The 16979-nt window shown below is 69.6% G+C and carries 15 protein-coding genes; 8 read left to right on the top strand and 7 right to left on the bottom strand.

The window, feature by feature from the left end:
* The gene (locus DJ021_RS04655; RefSeq protein WP_111456433.1) at positions 1-1068 is read left to right on the top strand and encodes a glycerophosphodiester phosphodiesterase; all 1068 of its coding nucleotides are present in this window, start codon (positions 1-3) and stop codon (positions 1066-1068) included.
* Here DJ021_RS04655 and DJ021_RS04650 read toward each other — a convergent pair.
* Complete coding sequence (locus DJ021_RS04650) at positions 1065-2924, bottom strand: ABC transporter transmembrane domain-containing protein (protein ID WP_111456432.1); 1860 nt, start codon at positions 2922-2924, stop codon at positions 1065-1067. The two genes, DJ021_RS04655 and DJ021_RS04650, sit on opposite strands and share 4 nt — an antisense overlap.
* A gap of 117 nt (positions 2925-3041) precedes the next feature.
* Between DJ021_RS04650 and rpmE the strand changes: the two genes are divergently transcribed.
* Positions 3042-3266: a 50S ribosomal protein L31 gene (gene rpmE, locus DJ021_RS04645; RefSeq protein WP_111456431.1), complete on the top strand. Its 225-nt coding sequence runs from the start codon at positions 3042-3044 to the stop codon at positions 3264-3266.
* Between the two features lie 153 nt (positions 3267-3419).
* Here rpmE and rcdA read toward each other — a convergent pair whose 3' ends face one another.
* On the bottom strand, positions 3420-3938 hold the full coding sequence (gene rcdA / locus DJ021_RS04640) for a protease adaptor protein RcdA (RefSeq protein ID WP_111456430.1): 519 nt from the start codon (positions 3936-3938) through the stop codon (positions 3420-3422).
* Between the two features lie 100 nt (positions 3939-4038).
* Positions 4039-4245, bottom strand: a complete 207-nt coding sequence (locus tag DJ021_RS04635) for a DUF1192 domain-containing protein (protein ID WP_111456429.1) — start codon at positions 4243-4245, stop codon at positions 4039-4041.
* A gap of 89 nt (positions 4246-4334) precedes the next feature.
* On the opposite strand from DJ021_RS04635, the gene DJ021_RS04630 reads away from it, so the two are divergent.
* The 3 genes from DJ021_RS04630 to DJ021_RS04620 all read left to right on the top strand — a co-directional run bounded on the left by DJ021_RS04630 (position 4335) and on the right by DJ021_RS04620 (position 9899).
* Positions 4335-5321 (top strand): NAD(P)H-quinone oxidoreductase, encoded by a 987-nt coding sequence (locus tag DJ021_RS04630; RefSeq protein ID WP_165837114.1) that lies wholly within the window; start codon positions 4335-4337, stop codon positions 5319-5321.
* Between the two features lie 166 nt (positions 5322-5487).
* Positions 5488-8220 carry a TonB-dependent receptor gene (locus tag DJ021_RS04625; protein ID WP_111456428.1) on the top strand — a complete coding sequence of 911 codons (2733 nt, stop codon included), beginning with the start codon at positions 5488-5490 and terminating at the stop codon, positions 8218-8220.
* 185 nt (positions 8221-8405) lie between these two features.
* Entirely contained in the window at positions 8406-9899 is a 1494-nt protein-coding gene (locus tag DJ021_RS04620) for an MFS transporter (protein WP_165837113.1), read from the top strand.
* 16 nt (positions 9900-9915) lie between these two features.
* Here the strand turns inward: DJ021_RS04620 and DJ021_RS04615 are convergent, their stop codons facing one another.
* Together DJ021_RS04615 and DJ021_RS04610 are read right to left on the bottom strand one after the other, a co-directional pair.
* Positions 9916-11142 (bottom strand): TetR/AcrR family transcriptional regulator, encoded by a 1227-nt coding sequence (locus DJ021_RS04615; protein WP_111456426.1) that lies wholly within the window; start codon positions 11140-11142, stop codon positions 9916-9918.
* 64 nt (positions 11143-11206) lie between these two features.
* Positions 11207-12598, bottom strand: a complete 1392-nt coding sequence (locus DJ021_RS04610; RefSeq protein ID WP_424443725.1) for a helix-turn-helix domain-containing protein — start codon at positions 12596-12598, stop codon at positions 11207-11209.
* Between the two features lie 214 nt (positions 12599-12812).
* On the opposite strand from DJ021_RS04610, the gene DJ021_RS04605 reads away from it, so the two are divergent.
* The 3 genes from DJ021_RS04605 (at position 12813) to aceB (ending at position 16356) form a co-directional block, all read left to right on the top strand.
* Positions 12813-14405 carry an isocitrate lyase gene (locus DJ021_RS04605; RefSeq protein WP_111456424.1) on the top strand — a complete coding sequence of 531 codons (1593 nt, stop codon included), beginning with the start codon at positions 12813-12815 and terminating at the stop codon, positions 14403-14405.
* Between the two features lie 14 nt (positions 14406-14419).
* Complete coding sequence (locus DJ021_RS04600; RefSeq protein ID WP_111456423.1) at positions 14420-14620, top strand: DUF4170 domain-containing protein; 201 nt, start codon at positions 14420-14422, stop codon at positions 14618-14620.
* Between the two features lie 134 nt (positions 14621-14754).
* Positions 14755-16356, top strand: a complete 1602-nt coding sequence (gene aceB, locus DJ021_RS04595) for a malate synthase A (protein WP_111456422.1) — start codon at positions 14755-14757, stop codon at positions 16354-16356.
* Positions 16357-16414: 58 nt separating this feature from the next.
* Here aceB and DJ021_RS04590 read toward each other — a convergent pair whose 3' ends face one another.
* Entirely contained in the window at positions 16415-16783 is a 369-nt protein-coding gene (locus tag DJ021_RS04590; RefSeq protein ID WP_111456421.1) for a YdbL family probable chaperone protein, read from the bottom strand.
* 4 nt (positions 16784-16787) lie between these two features.
* Positions 16788-16973 carry a YnbE family lipoprotein gene (locus DJ021_RS04585; RefSeq protein ID WP_111456420.1) on the bottom strand — a complete coding sequence of 62 codons (186 nt, stop codon included), beginning with the start codon at positions 16971-16973 and terminating at the stop codon, positions 16788-16790.
* Positions 16974-16979: the final 6 nt, after the last annotated feature.

Below are 16979 nucleotides of genomic sequence, written 5' to 3'. Positions count from 1 at the left end.
ATGAGCCTCACCCGCCGCCGCGCGCTCGCCGCCGCCACCGCCCTCGCCGCCATGCCCGCCGCCGCCCAGCCCAAGGCCGGATCGCCCAAGCCCCGACCCATCGTGATCGCCCACCGCGGCGCCAGCGGCGAGCGGCCCGAGCACACCCTGATGGGCTATCGGCTGGCGATCGCCGAGGGCGCCGACTTCATCGAGCCCGACCTGGTGCCCACCAAGGACGGTCACCTGGTGGTCCGCCACGAGAACGAGATCTCCGGCACCACCGACGTGGCCAGCCACCCCGAGTTCGCCGCCCGCAAGGCGACCAAGGTGATCGACGGCCAGACGATCGAGGGCTGGTTCACCGAGGACTTCACCCTCGCCGAGCTGAAGACCCTGCGGGCCCGCGAGCGCCTGCCGCAGCTGCGGCCCGCCAGCGCCGCCTTCGACGGCCGCGAGGCGATCCCGACCTACCAGGAGATGCTCGACCTGGCGAAGGTGGAGAGCCGCCGGCTGGGGCGGACGATCGGCACCTATCCGGAAATGAAGCACCCGACCTATTTCGCCTCCATCGGCCTGCGGCTCGAACACCGGCTGCTGGACACCCTGAAGGCCAACGGCCTGGACAGCCGCGCCGCCCCGGTCTTCGTGCAGTGCTTCGAGGTCGGGGCGCTGAAGACCTTCCGCACGCTGTCCAGGGCGCGCCTGATCCAGCTGGTCTCCGCCGCCGGCGGCCCCGCCGACCTGCCCGCCGTCACCTACCGCGAGATGATCACGCCGGGCGGTCTGCAGGCGGTGGCGGCCTACGCCGACGGCCTCGGTCCGGAATGGCCGCTGGTGATCCCCGCCACGCCCGAAGGGGCGCTCGGTCCGGCCTCGTCCCTGGTAGGCGACGCCCATGCCGCCGGGCTGGCGGTGCACCCCTGGACGGTGCGGGCGGAGAATTTCTTCCTGCCCCGAGGCTTGTGGCGCGGGACCTCGCCTACGGAGCACGGCGACGTCGACGCGGTCTACCGCGCCCTGTGGGCCAGCGGCGTCGACGGGCTGTTCAGCGACTTCCCCGGCCTGGCGGTCGCCTCGCGCGGTTAAGCCGCTTCGCCGAACTGCAGGGCGGCGAGGCGGGCGTAGAGGCCGTTGCGCGCCACCAGCTCGGCGTGCGCGCCTTCCTCCACCACCCGGCCCTCGTCCATCACCACGATGCGGTCGGCCTTGAGCACCGTCGCCAGCCGGTGGGCGATGACCAGGGTGGTGCGGCCGACCATGGCCTGGTCGAGGGCGCGCTGCACCAACCGCTCGTTCTCGGCGTCCAGCGCGCTGGTGGCCTCGTCGAGCAGCAGGATCGGCGCCTCGCGGACCAGGGCCCGGGCGATCGCCAGCCGCTGGCGCTGGCCGCCGGAGAGGCTGCGGGCCCGCTCGCCCACGGTGGTCTCGGCCCCCTGCGGCAGGGCCTGCAGGAAGGCCTCGGCCTGGGCGGCGCGGATGGCGTCGCGGATGTCCTCGGGGTTGGCGTCCTCGCGGCCGAAGCGGACGTTGTCCAGCGCGGAGCCGGAGAACAGCGGCGAGTCCTGCGCCACCAGGGCCATGCGCGCCCGGACCTCGGCGGGATCGGCGTCGCGCAGGTCGACCCCGTCCATCAGCACGCGCCCGCCCTGCGGATCGTAGAACCGCAGCAGCAGGCGGAAGACCGTGCTCTTGCCCGCCCCCGACGGACCGACCAGCGCCACCCGCTCGCCCGGCCGCACCGCCAGGTTGAAGCCTCGGAGCGCCGGAAGGTCGGGCCGGCCGGGATAGGCGAAGGTGACGTTCTCGAACGCCACCTCGCCCCGCGGCGGCTGCGGCAGCGGGGTGGGGTGGGCCGGGGCGGCGACGCCGGGCCGGGCGTCTAGGAGGGCGCCGACGCGCTCCATGGCGCCGGCCGCCTTCTGCACGTCGCCCCAGGTCTCGCCCAGCGCGCCGACCGAACTGGCGGCCAGGACGGAGAGGAAGGCGAACTGGAACAGGCTGCCCCAGTGGTGGTCGTTCAGCGCCTGGTGGACGCCCAGCCAGAACACCACCACCACGCCGCCGAACACCAGGCTGATCACCAGGGCGGTCATGAAGGCCCGCGCCCGCATCCGCCGCAGCGAGGTGGCGAAGGCCTGCTCCACCGCGGCGGCGAACCGGCCGGCGGCGGAGGTCTGGCGGCCGAAGGCCTGCACGGTCTCCAGGGCGTCCAGGCTCTCGCCGGCAAAGCCCACCGCTTCGGCGAACTGGTCCTGGGCCGAGGCGGTCAGCTTGCGCACCCGGCGGCCGAACAGGAACAGCGGCACGATCACCACCGGGAACAGCAGCAGCACCAGGCCGGTGAGGTGGGGGCTGACCACCAGCAGGAAGCCCAGCGCGCCCAGCAGCATCAGGAAGTTGCGCAGCGCCACCGACACCGAGGCGGCCATCAGGCTCTCGACGATCTGGATGTCGGTGGTGAGCCGCGACAGCACCTCCCCGGTGCGGGTGGCCAGGAAGAAGGCGGGGTCCAGCGTCAGGATGTGGGCGTAGGTGGCCTTGCGCAGGTCCGCCACCACCCGCTCGCCGAGCTTGGTGGTGAAGTAGTAGCGCAGCGCCGAGGCCATCCCGAGGCCGACGGCGGTGGCGCCCATGATCAGGAACCAGCGGTCGATCTGCCGCGGCGTGGCGTTGGGGCCGGTGAGGTGGTCGACCAGCAGCCGGACCGCGCCGGACAGCCACAGGGTGGTCCCGGTGGCGAACAGCAGGAAGACCAGCGCCAGGGCGGCGTCGGGCTTGTGGCGGCTGATGAAGGGGGCGAGGCGGCGGAGCGCCCCGATATTGCGGCTGCGACCGCGCCGGGTGGCCTCTTCGGCCAGCGTCTGGACCATGGACTGGCCGGCGCTCGGCCGCCCCGGCGCCGCCGCGTCCGATGGGGGGGCTGCGGCCGCTGGCTCACTCATACGCGTCACACCTTGCATTTCGACCGGGCTTTCGGCTATACGCCCGGCTTCCTGAAAGGCCGCCCTCACCGGCGGCCGTTCCACTTTGGCCGCTCCTTTACGTCAGGCGCCCGCGCGATGAAACAAGACACCCACCCCGACTACCACTTCATCACCGTGGTGATGACGGATGGCACCACCTACAAGACGCGCTCCACCTACGGGAAGGAAGGCGCGACCCTGAACCTGGACATCGATCCGAAGACCCACCCGGCGTGGACCGGCGGCGGCCACCAGCTGCTCGACCGCGGCGGCCGGGTCTCGCGCTTCAACGCCAAGTTCGGCGCCTTCACGCGGAAGTAGGCTTGAACGACGTCATCCCCGGGCCTGTCCCGGGGGTCCATGCGCGCCGCGGCCCCAACAGGTCCGCGGCGTTTGTGTATCTGGCCTCCCCCCAAACGCCGTCATCCCGGACAGCCGTTGCGCGGCTCCCGGGATCACAAGGTGAGGGTCAGCTCAGAACCCGCCGAGCGCGCTCTTCAGGCGGTCGAACTGGGAGAGCACCGGGTGCGGCGTCTCGTCGACGGTGGCTTCGACATACATGCGCCGGTCCAGGTGGCGGACCCGCTCGTAGAGCCGCTCCGACCGATCGAGCAGCATCAGCAGGCCGGCCGGCAGGTCGTCCTCGGCCGGTTCCTCGGGGACCCCGCGGCACACCTCTTCGGCCGACAGGCGGTAGCGGTCCTCGCAGGCCGCGTCGGGCGCCATGTCCCCCTCGCGCACCGCGCGCTGCACCAGCAGCCACGAGGCCACCTGCATCAGCCGTGTGGTGAGGCGCATGCTCTCCGAGGCGTAGGCCAGGGCGGCGTTGCGCGACAGGAGCTTGGATTCCTGGCGGCCCGGGCCGTCGAGATAGCCGGCGGTCTCCTCGACCAGGTCCATCCCTTCCTGGAAGGTCCGCTCGAACAGCTCCGAGCGGGCGAAATCCTGAATCACGCCAGCGCGCCAGGGCAGGACGGTGTTTGCGTTGTTCATTTCGGTCCCTAAGGCCCTTCAGCTTTCCTGCCGCAGGACGGTCGTCGGTTTCGGTGCGGTCCTGTGCAACCGCCGTGCCACGCCCATTACCCGAAAAAGCTCAGGCTGAGCGCGACGAAAACAGCGCATCGGCTGCGGCCCGACCCGCCCGCTTGCGCTCGATCTGCGCCTGCACCCGGGCGATCTCCGAGCGCAGCACGTCGATCCTTTCCTCAAGCTCCGCGACGCCGAACAGCTCCAGGTCCTCACGCACAGCCTCGACCAGCCGCTGGCCGCGGCTGATCCGCACTTCCGCCGGTTCGTCCATGACTCTCGCGAGCCTCCTTTGCGGGCCCCCGCTCCGGCGCTATCCAACCTCGCAAGGCGCGATTGCGCAAGTTCAGCGGAGCCACACCCATGAGCCAATCCGACCAGCCCACCATGACCGCCGTCGGCATCGAGGGCGGCAAGGGTCCGGCCCAGGCTTTGCGGCCGGTGCAGATTGCGCGGCCGACGCCCGGTCCCGGCCAGGTGCTGATCCGGGTGCGCGCCGCCGGCATCAACCGCCCCGACATCCTGCAGCGGGTGGGCGGCTATCCGCCGCCGCCGGGGGCGCCGGACACGCTTGGGCTGGAGATCGCCGGCGAGGTGGTCGAGGCGGCCGGCCGCTGGAAGGCCGGCGACCGGGTCTGCGCCCTGCTGGGCGGCGGCGGCTACGCCGAGTACGCGGTGTGCGACGCCCGCCACGCGCTGCCGATCCCCGACGGCCTCGACTTCGTCCAGGCCGCGGCCCTGCCGGAGACGGTGTTCACGGTCTACGCCAACGTCTTCGAGCACGGCGCATTGAAGGCCGGCGAGACGCTGATGGTGCACGGCGCCACGTCCGGGATCGGGACGACGGCGATCCAGCTCGGCAAGGCCGCCGGCGCCAAGGTGATCGCCACCGCCCGCGGGGCCGACAAGGCCGCCGCTGCCCTGACCCTGGGCGCCGATGTGGCCGTCGACGCCCGCGCCGAAGACTTCGCCGAGGCCGCCAAGCGCGAGGGCGGGGTCGACGTGGTGCTCGACATGGTCGGCGGCGACTATTTCGCCAAGGACCTGGATGCGCTGAAGACCGGCGGCCGCATCGTGTTCATCGCCGCCCAGGCCGGCGGCGACGTCACCCTGCCGATCTACCGGCTGATGCAGAAGCGGGCGGTGGTGGCCGGCTCGACCCTGCGCCCCCGCGACGCCGACGAGAAGGCGCGGCTGGCCGCCGAGGTCGAGCGGGTGGTCTGGCCGTGGATCGCCGCCGGCAAGGTCAAGCCGCAGGTGGACCGCACCTTCCCGCTGGCCGAGGCCGCCCAGGCCCACGCCTACCTGGAGAGCGGCGACCACGTCGGCAAGATCGTGCTCGTCCCCTAGGCGCCCGCGCGCCGCCCGCGGAGCCGGTGCCGGCCCCGCGCCAAACCGATTTTTCGAACCAGACGTCAAAAACAGCCAAGGCTGTTGACGCAGGTTGACGCCTGCGTCAGGCTGAAAAAAAACATAGAAATGTCAATTATTCTGACAGACCTCTGGGGAGGAAAATTTGAACACCAAGGCTCGCCTTCTGGCGTCCAGCACGCTGGCCGTCGCCCTCATTGCGGGCGCGGCTCACGCTCAGCCGGCCCCGCAACGCTCCAACACCATCGAGGAACTGGTCGTCACGGCTGAGAAGCGGGAGCAGAGCCTGCAGGACGTGCCGGTGGCCATCTCGGCCTTCACCAGCAAGCAGCGCGACCTGCTCGGGATCACCACGATCCAGGACTACACCAACTTCACCCCGGGCCTGGTCTATTCGACCTTCTCGGACCGGGCGAGCGTCCGCGGCATCGGGCGGCTGAGCAACATCCACGCCGTCGACGCGGCGGTGGCCATCTACATCGACGGGGTGTTCACCACCTCCACGGTCCTGGCCGGCGGCCCGCCGCTGGAGACCGATCGGGTGGAGGTCCTGCGCGGCCCGCAAGGCACCCTCTACGGGCGCAACGCCATCGGCGGCACGATCAACATCATCACCCCGCGGCCGACCGACCATCCCTATGCGGAGGTCCGGGCGATCGGCGAGAACTACGGCTACACCAACTTCCAGGCTGCGGCCTCGGGGCCGATCACCGACAACCTGCGGGTCCGCGTCGCCGGCTATAAGCTCGATCAGCGCGACGGCTACTTCGAAAACGTCAATCCGGGCATGCCCTCGGAAGGCTCGAAGCGGAACGAGTGGGAATACCAGTTCCAGATCGACGCCAACCTTGGCGAGCACGCCGAGGCCTGGATCAAGTACGAGTCCCTGAAATGGGATGACCGCGGCGGCCCGGGCGCGCGCTCAGGCTACCTGAATTCCCCTTACGAGACCGGCCTCCTGGATCCGGCCTTTCCGGTCATCTACAACCCGGTCCACGGCTACACCCCGGACACCGGGCTGAGCGGCATCGTTCCCGGCAGCCTGCAGCAGTTCAACGGCGGCACGACCACCACCAACCCGGCCCTGCAGGATTCCCACAAGTTCAACACCAACACGCCGCTGCACGTCTCGCTGGACAACGTCCACGTGCTGGCGGGCAGCTTCGTCTACCACATGCCGACCTTTGACATTAAGTACATCGGCGGCCTGCAGAACTATAACTACGACCTGAACGGCGACGGCGACGCCTCGAACGTCAAGTCTTACCAGATCCCGCTGGCGCCGACCTCGATCTGCAACACGATCCACACTCTGTTCTCGATCGGCCGCGCGCCCACCGACTGCGCACCGCTGACCGTCGACGGGCTGGACACCTACCACTACTTCGAGCACCCGAAGTGGTTCAGCAACGAGATCAACATCACCTCGACCGGCGATTCCCCGCTGCAATGGATCTTCGGCCTCTACCAGTACCACGAGAAATATCAGGCCTCGACGCCGTCGCCGGACCTCTTCGAGCCGAACAACGCCCAGCTGCAGCATCCGGTCCTCGGCGCCGCGCCGAACCCGAGCGGCGCCTGGAACCTCGGCGACTACGACATGACCACCGAGAGCAAGGCCGCCTTCGGCCAGCTGGACTGGAAGGCCACCGACACCCTGAAGTTCACCGCCGGCCTGCGCTACACCAAGGACCGCAAGTACGGCACCGAATACAAGCGGGTGGTCTGCTTCTCGGACGTCTGCATGCCGGGGCTTTATGCGGCGCTGGGCCTGGGCGGCTTTGGTCCGGGCACGGCGGCCAACTGGGGCAGCCTGCTCGGCAACATCAACGCCCTGCCTGGCATCGGGCAGGCGCTGGGCCTCGGCAACGCCCTGGCCCCGCTGACCGGCCTCGGCAACGGCGCCTTCGACCTGACCACCACGCTTGCCCCGACCACCACCGCCGCGGGCGCCAAGGGCGTCACCGACCCGGTCACCTGCACCGCCGCCGGCGTCTGCACCCAGTACAAGATCGATCCGGTCACCGGGAACATGGTCCGCCACCTGGGCGACACCTCCGACGCCTGGACCGGCACCCTCGGCGTGCAATGGGATCCGAGCGAAGGGACCATGGGCTACGCCCGCTACAGCCGCGGCTACAAGGCCTTCGGCCTGGCGGCCGGCAGCGGCCTCGCCAACCCCGAGGCGGCTCCGGAGACAGTCGACGCCTACGAGATCGGCCTGAAGAAGAACTTCGGCCCGACGCTGCAGGTCAACGCCGCGGTCTACTACCTGCAGTATCACAACCTGCAGGCGCCGGTGTCGGTGAAGATCGGGCCGACCACGGTCACCCAGTTCATCAACATCGCCGAGTCGCTGTCCGACGGGCTGGAGGTGGACGCCATCTGGCAACCCATCCAGCCGCTGCGGGTCTCGCTCGACTACTCGTTCGACCACACCCGCATCGAGAAGAGCGGCGTCTATTCGGACGTGAACGACAACGTGGTGACGACGCCGGTGAGCGTGGTCGGCAACCGGCTGCCGCAGGCGCCGGAGCACAAGGTGGCCCTCAACGCCGGCTATTCGTTCTTCCTGTCGCCGGGCACGCTGACCCTGAACGCCAGCTACATCTATCGCGCCAAGGCCTACGCCAACATCTTCTCGCGGCCCTGGAACGAGGCTCCGGCCTGGGACCAGGTGGACCTGCGCGCCAACTGGACCGCCCGCGACGGCAAGTACGTGATCATCGCCTACGTGCGCAACGTGTTCGATACGGAAGGCTATGACGCCGCGGTGCAGGGGTCGCAGCGCAACCTCAACTTCGCGAACGGGGCCCAGAACCTCGAGCTCACCCCGCCGCGGACCGTCGGCGTGGAGCTGCAGTACAAGTTCTTCTGAGTTCGGCGTTCTTTGCGGCGGACGGGGCGCGCCGGCGACGGCGCGCCCCGTTTGCTATGGCCCCCAGCATGCCGATTATTCGAAAAATGCCGGGGTCGGGGATCATAGCCGTTGACGGCTCCCGAGGCCTCGCCCACCGTCGCCGGACAAGAACCGCGCTCGCTCGCGGCGGGAGGCATCCAGCGATGAGCACTTCGCAGCCGGCGGCGCCGGCCATCTCCCTGCCGCTCAAGCTCAGCTACGGCCTCGGATCGATCTCCTACGGGGTGTCGCTGGCGGTGCTGTCGGCCTCGGTGCTGCAGCTCTATTTCAACCAGGTGATCGGCATCCCCGGCGTCTGGGTGGGCGCGGCCATCATGCTGTCGCTGTGCGTCGACGCGGTGGTCGATCCGCTGATCGGACGCTGGTCCGACAACCTGAGGTCCGGGTGGGGACGACGCCACCCCTTCATGTACGGCTCGGCGCTGCCGGCGGCGGGGTTCTTCTACCTGCTCTGGCATGCGCCGCGGGGCCTGGGCGCCACCGAGGCCTTCGCCTTCGCGATCCTGATGCTGATCGGCGTGCGCATCTCGCTGGCCAGCTACGAGATCCCGTCCACGGCGCTCGGGCCCGAGCTCGCGCCGGACTACGACCAGCGCACCTCGCTGTTCGCCTACCGGTGGTTCTTCATGATCGCCACCGCCGCGGTGATGGGCATCCTGCTCTATTCGGTGTTCCTGCGGCAGGACGCGGCCAACCCGCTCGGGGCGCTGAACCGCGACGCCTACGCCCGGTTCGGGACGCTGTCGGCCGGAGTGATCCTGGTGGCCATCCTCGCCTCGACCGCGGCCACCCACAACCGCATCCGCGGCCTGCACCAGCCGCCGGCGCGCAAGCTCAGCGTGGTCGAGACGTTCCGCGAGATCGCCGCCACCTTCGCCAACCCGTCGCTGCTCACCATCATGGGGGCCAGCGTGCTCGGCGGCGCGGCCTACGGCATCACCACCGGCCTCTCGACCTATTTCTACCTGCACCTCTGGGGGCTGAAGCCGCAGGCCATCGGCCCGCTGGCCTCGGGCGGGCTGCTGGCGTCGGTCATCGGCGTCTTCCTGGCCCCGGCGATCGCCAAGCGGTTCGGCAAGAAGGAGGCCATGGTCGGCCTGTTCTCGGTCTCCCTGGTGACCTCGCTGATGCCGATCGCGGCGCGGATGGCGGGCGTCATGCCGCCCAACGGCTCGGGCGTGCTCTACGTCCTGCTGTTCATCGACGTGGTGGTCACCGCCGCGCTCGCCCTGATGGCCTATGTGATCCTCACCTCGATGACCGCCGACGTGGTGGAGGACCATGCGGTGAAGTCGGGAGTGCGGTCGGAGGGCGTGCTGTTCGCCGCCAACGGCCTGGTGCCGAAGATCACCACCGGCCTGGGCGCCTTCCTGGCCGGCCTGATGATCAGCCTGGTGAAGTTCCCAGCCCACGCCCTGCCGGGCACGGTGGACCCTGCCATCGTGCGCCACCTGGCGCTGATCTACCTGCCGGCCATCGCGCTGCTGAGCGGCGCCTCGATCGCCGTCCTCAACCTCTACAAGATCGACCGCGCCACCCATGAGCGGAACCTGGAACGGCTGCGCGACGCCGCGGCGCTGGCCGAGGCCGCGCGCCTGGAGGTCGGCGCAAGCGGGGCGGTGGAGCGGGTGGGCTAGGCGCGAGGGCGGGGCGCTACTTCTCGAAGATTCCCATCAGCAGCGGCCGGGCGAACACCGCCGGCGCCGCCTTCTGGCTGACCCCGGGCACCCAGAAGCCCAGCTCCGCGCCGGCGTTCAGGGTGGCGTTCAGCATCTGCGCGGCGATGAACGGGTCCACCGGCCGCAGCGAGCCCTCGGCGATGCCGTCGGAGATCATCGAGGCGAAGCGGTCGGACACCCGGTTGGAATGCTGCACCATCTCCAGCCGGATCGGCTCGGGCAGGGCGGTCAGGGCCGAGCTCCGCAGCAGCGGGCCGTGCTCGGAAAGCTGGAACTCGGCCAGGGCGGCGGCGGCGCTCGACAGCCTGGTCCACTCGTCGCCGGGCAGCGCCATGGCCAGCCTCTGCACCCGCCGCATGACGTCGAAGGTGCGGTCGAAACAGGCCACCACCAGGTCGTCCTTGGCGTCGTTGTGATGGTAGAAGCTGCCCTTGGTGACGTTCAGCTCGGCGGAGATCTTGTCCACCGAGGCGCCGCGATAGCCCCGGGAGTTGATCAGCCGGGTGGCGGCCAGGAGGAAGGTCTCGCGGCTCATCTCCTGGCGGTCGCGCGGGGCGAGCTCGGTCATCGGGATCGGCGTCGGGCCCCAGCTGGAGGTCTCCGCCGCCATGCCGCCGATCAGGATGTCGTACATCCGCTCGCGGATGCGCGGGTAGTCCTCCGGGTCGTACTTCGGCAGCCAGGCGCCGGCCCAGAACAGCTGCTCCAGCAGCATGTGGGTGCGCGCCGTGCGGCGGCCGCGCGACAGCCACGACAGCGACTCGGCCTCGAAGATCTCCCGGGTGCGGCGGAACATCTTGCCGAACGCCTTGGACACCTCGCCGCGGCGCGGCTGGTTGAGCGCGCGGATGTCGGCCAGCACCGGCAGCGGCGGCGCCTCGCCCACCGTCGTCAGCCGCACGCGCTCCAGGTAGAGCTCGAGCAGGACGTGCAGCCGTTCGGCGGGCGTCGGGGCTTCCAGCGCCGCGTCGAGCATCTGCTGCAGGGCGTCGACCCCGCGCATCAGGCAGGCGGCGGCGAGGTCGTCCTTGCGCTTGAAATAGTAGGTGACGCTGGTGGTCGAGAGGTCCACCGCCGCGGCCGCCACGCTGAGCGTCAGGCCCTTGACGCCCTGGCGGTTGAGGATCTCCGTCGCCGCGTCGAGGATCGCCTCGCGCTTGCGTTCGAACCGGTCGGTCGATCGGACCGCACTGCGCGCCATGGTCTCCCCCGTTGAGCCCTCTTTGTGCACGGCCGGCGGGCGTGGCGCCAGAGGGGATGCGCCTTCAGGTCGAGGCGAACGGGTAGGGCGAGATCGACTTGGTGAAATCGTCCACCGTCAGCGTACGGCTGATCGGCTCGGCCGCGCGCTGCGGGCAGGCCGGCCGCTCGCAGATCCGGCACGCCGGCCCGATCGGGGTGGCCACCGGCTCCTTCAGGTCGAGGCCGCGCGAATAGACCAGGCGCTCGGCGTATTTCAGCTCGCAGCCCATGCCGATGGCGAGCTCGGAATCCTCGCCCGCGTAGGGGGTGGCGATGCGCGCCACGGTGCGGGCCATGGTGAAGTAGCGCTGGCCGTCCGGCGTCTCGACGATCTGGGTGACGATGCGGCTGGGGGTGCGGAAGCTGGAGTGGATGTTCCAGCGCGGGCAGGCGCCGCCGAAGCGCGAAAACGGGAAGGCCGAGCCCGCGAACCGCTTGGAGATGTTGCCGGCCGAATCCACCCGCACCATGAAGAAGGGCACGCCCCGCGCGCCCGGCCGCGCCATCGTGGTCAGCCGGTGGCAGGCCTGTTCGAACGAGACCCCGAACCGGGCGCGGATCAGCTCGATGTCGTAGGCGGTGTGTTCGGCCGCGTCGTGGAAGGCGGCGTAGGGCATCAGCACCGCGGCGGCCAGATAGTTGGCGAGGCTGACCTTCAAGAGGTTGCGGGTCGGCCGGTCGGGGGGCGCGGCGCGCTCGGCCAGGGCCTCCAGCAGCTCGCCGTTCTCCAGCACCGCCAGCTGGTAGGCCAGCGAGAAGGCGCGGCCGGCCCCGGTCAGCACCTCGGACAGGAACAGCCGGCGGCGATGGTGGTCGAACCGGCGCACGCTCTCCGGCAGCACATCCACCGGCACCACCCGCACCTGGATGCCGTGCCTGGCCGCCAGCCGGGCGCGCGCCGCGCCGGCGAAGTCCTGCGGCTCGGGCTTCAGCTCGGCGGAGAGCGCATCGGCGGCCTCCTCCAGGTCGCCGAAATAGTTCTTCTGGGCCTGGATGAAGTCGCGCACCCAGTCGGACGGCATCACCACCGGCTGCGGCGCGCCGTCCTCGGGCCGGCCGACCGCGCCGAGGTCGGTCATCCGGCGCTGGTCGAGATAGGCCCGGTAGAGGCGCACGATCGCCTCGGAGACGCCCGGCGCGCTGTCGGCGACCTCGGCGACCTCGTGGCGGGCCACCGCCAGGTCGCGGAACATCTGGTCGGAGAACACCTCCGCCAGGCCCGTGGCGCTGGCCGACTCCGGATCCGACGACAGGCTCTTGAGATCCAGGTCATAGGTCTCGGCCAGCCGCAGCAGCACCTGCGCCGTCACCGGCCGCTGGTTGCGTTCCAGCAGGTTCAGGTAGCTCGGCGACACGCCCAGGTCCTCGGCCATGCGGGTTTGGGTGAGCCCCAGGTCACGCCTCAGGCGTTTCATCCGGGCGCCCAGGAACAGCTTTCGGTCAGTCGCGGCTAAGGCCATGCCTGTGTGATTGTCACAGATTTACAATAGTGACAAGGTTCGGGTGTGACACCCACGCCTTTTCGCAACGCGGCGCGCCTGTCCCTTTAGCGAAATCAAGAGTTAAACCACTGCAAGGCTTGTCACAGCGGCGGCCGGGCATTTGTACGTCTGATCGCGGAAGAGGCACATGGCTTACCAGGACCACATCATCGAGATGAGCCAGCTCATCCAAAGCAAGAACGGCACGTGGGACGGCATCGATGCGGAATCGGTGGCCCGCATGCGGCTCCAGAATCGCTTCAAGACCGGCCTGGAGATCGCCCGCTACACGGCCGACATCATGCGCCGGGACATGGCCGCCTATGACGCGGACTCGGCCAACTACACCCAGTCGCTGGGCTGCTGGCACGGCTTCATCGGCCAGCAGAAGATGATCTCCATCAAGAAGCACTTCGGGACCACGGACCGTAAGTACCTGTACCTGTCGGGGTGGATGGTCGCGGCGCTGCGCTCGGAGTTCGGCCCGCTGCCGGACCAGTCGATGCACGAGAAGACCTCGGTGCCGGCGCTGATCGAAGAGCTCTACACCTTCCTGCGCCAGGCCGACGCCCGCGAGCTGGGGATGTTGTTCCGCGACCTCGACGCCGCCCGCGCGGCCGGCGACGCGGCGAAGGAAGAGGCGCTGCAGGACGCCATCGACAACTTCCAGACCCACGTCGTGCCGATCATCGCCGACATCGACGCCGGCTTCGGCAACGCCGAGGCGACCTACCTCTTGGCCAAGAAGATGATCGAGGCGGGGGCCTGCGCCCTGCAGATCGAGAACCAGGTCTCCGACGAGAAGCAGTGCGGCCACCAGGACGGCAAGGTCACCGTCCCGCACGAGGACTTCCTCGCCAAGGTCCGCGCCTGCCGCTACGCCTTCCTGGAACTGGGCGTCGACAACGGCGTCATCGTCACCCGCACCGACTCGCTCGGCGCTGGCCTGACCAAGCAGATCGCCGTCAGCCATGCGCCGGGCGACCTGGGCGACCAGTACAACAGCTTCCTCGACTGCGAGGAGATCACGCCCGACAAGCTCAGCAACGGGGACGTGATCCTCAACCGCAACGGCAAGCTGCTGCGGCCCAAGCGCTTGCCCTCGAACCTCTTCCAGTTCCGGCCCGGCACCGGCGAGGACCGCTGCGTGCTGGACAGCATCACCTCGCTGCAGAACGGCGCGGACCTGCTGTGGATCGAGACCGAGAAGCCGCACGTCGAGCAGATCGCCGGCATGATGGACCGCATCCGCGCGGTCATCCCCAACGCCAAGCTGGTCTACAACAACTCGCCGTCGTTCAACTGGACGCTGAACTTCCGCCAGCAGGTCTATGACGCCTGGGTCGCGGCCGGAAAGGACGTGTCGGCCTACGACCGCGCCAGGCTGATGAGCGTCGACTACGACACCACCGACCTGGCGATCGAGGCCGACGAGCGGATCCGCAACTTCCAGGCCGACGGCGCAAAGCGGGCGGGGATCTTCCACCACCTGATCACCCTGCCGACCTATCACACCGCCGCGCTGTCCACCGACAACCTGGCCAAGGAGTACTTCGGCGCGGCGGGCATGCTGGGCTACGTCCTCAACGTCCAGCGCCAGGAGATCCGCCAGGGCATCGCCTGCGTCCGGCACCAGAACATGTCCGGCTCGGACATCGGCGACGACCACAAGGAATACTTCGCCGGCGAAGCGGCGCTGAAGGCCGGCGGCGTCCACAACACCATGAACCAGTTCGCTTGAGCGGAGAGATGAGCATGGAACGCTTCTGGGTCGTCGGCGGCGAGTACAGCTGCCTCGCCTTCAAGGCGCTGAAGAACGGGCCGCCGCAGGTGCTGGGCCCCTTCGACAGCCGCGACGAAGCCCGCGCCGTGTGGCGGCGGATCTCCGAAGAGACCCGCAGCTGCGCCACCGCCCGCTACGCCATCGCCGCCGAACAACTGGTGTTGCCGAATTAGGTCGCCAAAAGACTAGGTCGCCCGAAGACCACGGCTCCCCGTCGCCACATGGCCATGGCGGGGAGCCACTTTTCGGGACCATATTCGGGACCATATTAGTCGCCCGCCCGCAGACCTCCGCCCGGAGACGTTCCATGTCCGTCGATCTCGCCGCCCGATCCGCCGTTCAGATCAAGGGGGCCGTCGAAGGGCGCGCCGCCGAGGTGCTGACGCCGGAGGCCCTGGCCTTGCTGGCCGAGTTGCACCGACGGTTCAACGACCGCCGCCTTGAGCTCCTGGCGCTGCGCGACGAGCGCCAGACCCGCTTCGATTCCGGCTCCAAACCCGACTTCCTGGCCGAGACCGCCAAGGTCCGCGACGGCGACTGGAAGGTGGCGCCGATCCCCGCCGACCTGCAGGACCGCCGGGTGGAGATCACCGGACCGGTCGACCGCAAGATGATCATCAACGCCCTGAACTCCGGGGCCAAGGTGTTCATGGCCGACTTCGAGGACGCCTCCTCGCCGACCTGGGCCAACATGATCGAGGGCCAGGTCAACCTGAAGGACCGCTGGGCCGGCAAGCTCGATTTCACCGACGCTGCCAGCGGCAAGAGCTACGCCCTGAAGGACCAGGTCGCGACCCTGATCGTCCGCCCCCGCGGCTGGCACCTGCCGGAGGCCCACGTGCTGGTGGACGGCGAGGAGATGAGCGGCAGCCTGTTCGACTTCGGGCTCTACGTCTTCCACAACGCCAAGGCCCAGGTGGCCGCCGGCACGGGTCCCTACTTCTACCTGCCGAAGATGGAGAGCCACCTCGAGGCGCGGCTGTGGAACGAGGTCTTCGTCTACGCGCAGGAGGCGCTCGGCCTGCCCAACGGGACCATCAAGGTCACCGTGCTGATCGAGACCCTGCCGGCCGCCTTCGAGATGGACGAGATCCTCTACGAGCTGCGCGACCACATGGCGGGTCTGAACTGCGGCCGTTGGGACTACATCTTCTCGTTCATCAAGCGGCTGAAGGCCCACCCCGACGCCCTGACCCCCGACCGCGGCGTGATGACCATGGGCCAGGCCTTCCTCAACGCCTATTCGCTGAAGCTCATCCAGACCTGCCACCGGCGCGGCGCCTTCGCCATGGGCGGCATGGCCGCGCAGATCCCGGTGAAGGGTGATCCCGCCGCCAACGAGGCGGCCTTCGCCAAGGTCCGGGCCGACAAGGAGCGCGAGGCCAGCAACGGCCACGACGGCACCTGGGTCGCCCACCCGGACCTGGTGCCGGTGGCCATGGAGGTCTTCGACCGGCTGATGCCGGGCCCCAACCAGCTCGACAAGCGGCGCGAGGACGTCAACGTCAGCCGCGCGGACCTGCTGAGGGTCCACGAGGGCCAGCGCACCGAAAACGGCCTGCGCGAGAACATCCGGGTCGGCGTCCAGTACATCGAGGCCTGGCTGCGGGGTCGGGGCGCGGTGCCGCTCTACAACCTGATGGAGGACGCCGCGACCGCCGAGATCAGCCGCGCGCAGATCTGGCAGTGGATCCACCACAAGGCGACGCTGGCCGACGGCCGCGAGGTGACGCCGGAGCTGTTCCGTCAGCTGCTGGACGAGGAGATGGCGGCGCTGCGCCAGACCCTGCCGGCCGGCGCCTTCGACGGCGGCCGCTTCGCCGAGGCGATCAGGATCTTCGCCGACATGAGCCTGTCGGAAACCTTCGAGGAGTTCCTCACCCTGCCCGCCTACCGCGTGCTGGACTGAGGCTGGCGCGGGAGGACCGGCCGGACCGCGTCGCCACGTTCCCGGCCGGTCGCCCGCGCTATTTTTTGACCCAGCCGCCGCCGGCCGGCTTGAAGTATTCGCCCGGCTTCAGCTTGGCCTGCACCACCTGCCGGAACGCCGAGGCGCCGGCGGCCTCGGGCGAGACGCCGTTCTTCGCCGCGGCTTCGCGGTAGAGCTGGGCGCGGCCGGCGTTGATCTCCGCCACCGCCGCCTTCAGCGCCGGATCGGGGGAGGCGACCACGAACCCCAGGAAGCCGTCGGCCTGTTCGCCGACGATGCCGGCGGCCTTGGCGGCGTCGACTGCGGCCTTGGCGGCGGCGCTCTGGGCGAAGCCCGCGGTGGGCAGGACGAGCGCCGCCATGACGGCCGCGCCGATCCCGAGCATGTCTCTGGTCTGCATGGTCATGCTCCTAGAAGAGGTTCGGGTTCTTCTGGATCAAGGCCTTCACGTCCTCGTCCAGGCTCAGCCGGACGTTGGCGTCCAGCTTGGCGTAGATGGTGATCGGGTCGACCTTCACGTGGACGGTCGGCGCGCAGGCGCCCAGGCCGAGCAGCGTCAGCGCCCCCAGGGCGGCCAGCGATCGTGTCGCGATCATGCGGTC

The sequence above is a fragment of the Phenylobacterium hankyongense genome (genome assembly GCF_003254505.1).
GTDB classification, from domain to species: domain Bacteria; phylum Pseudomonadota; class Alphaproteobacteria; order Caulobacterales; family Caulobacteraceae; genus Phenylobacterium; species Phenylobacterium hankyongense.
The sequence above is the reverse complement of the archived record's forward strand: the minus strand, read 5'-3'. Positions and strand labels throughout refer to the sequence as shown.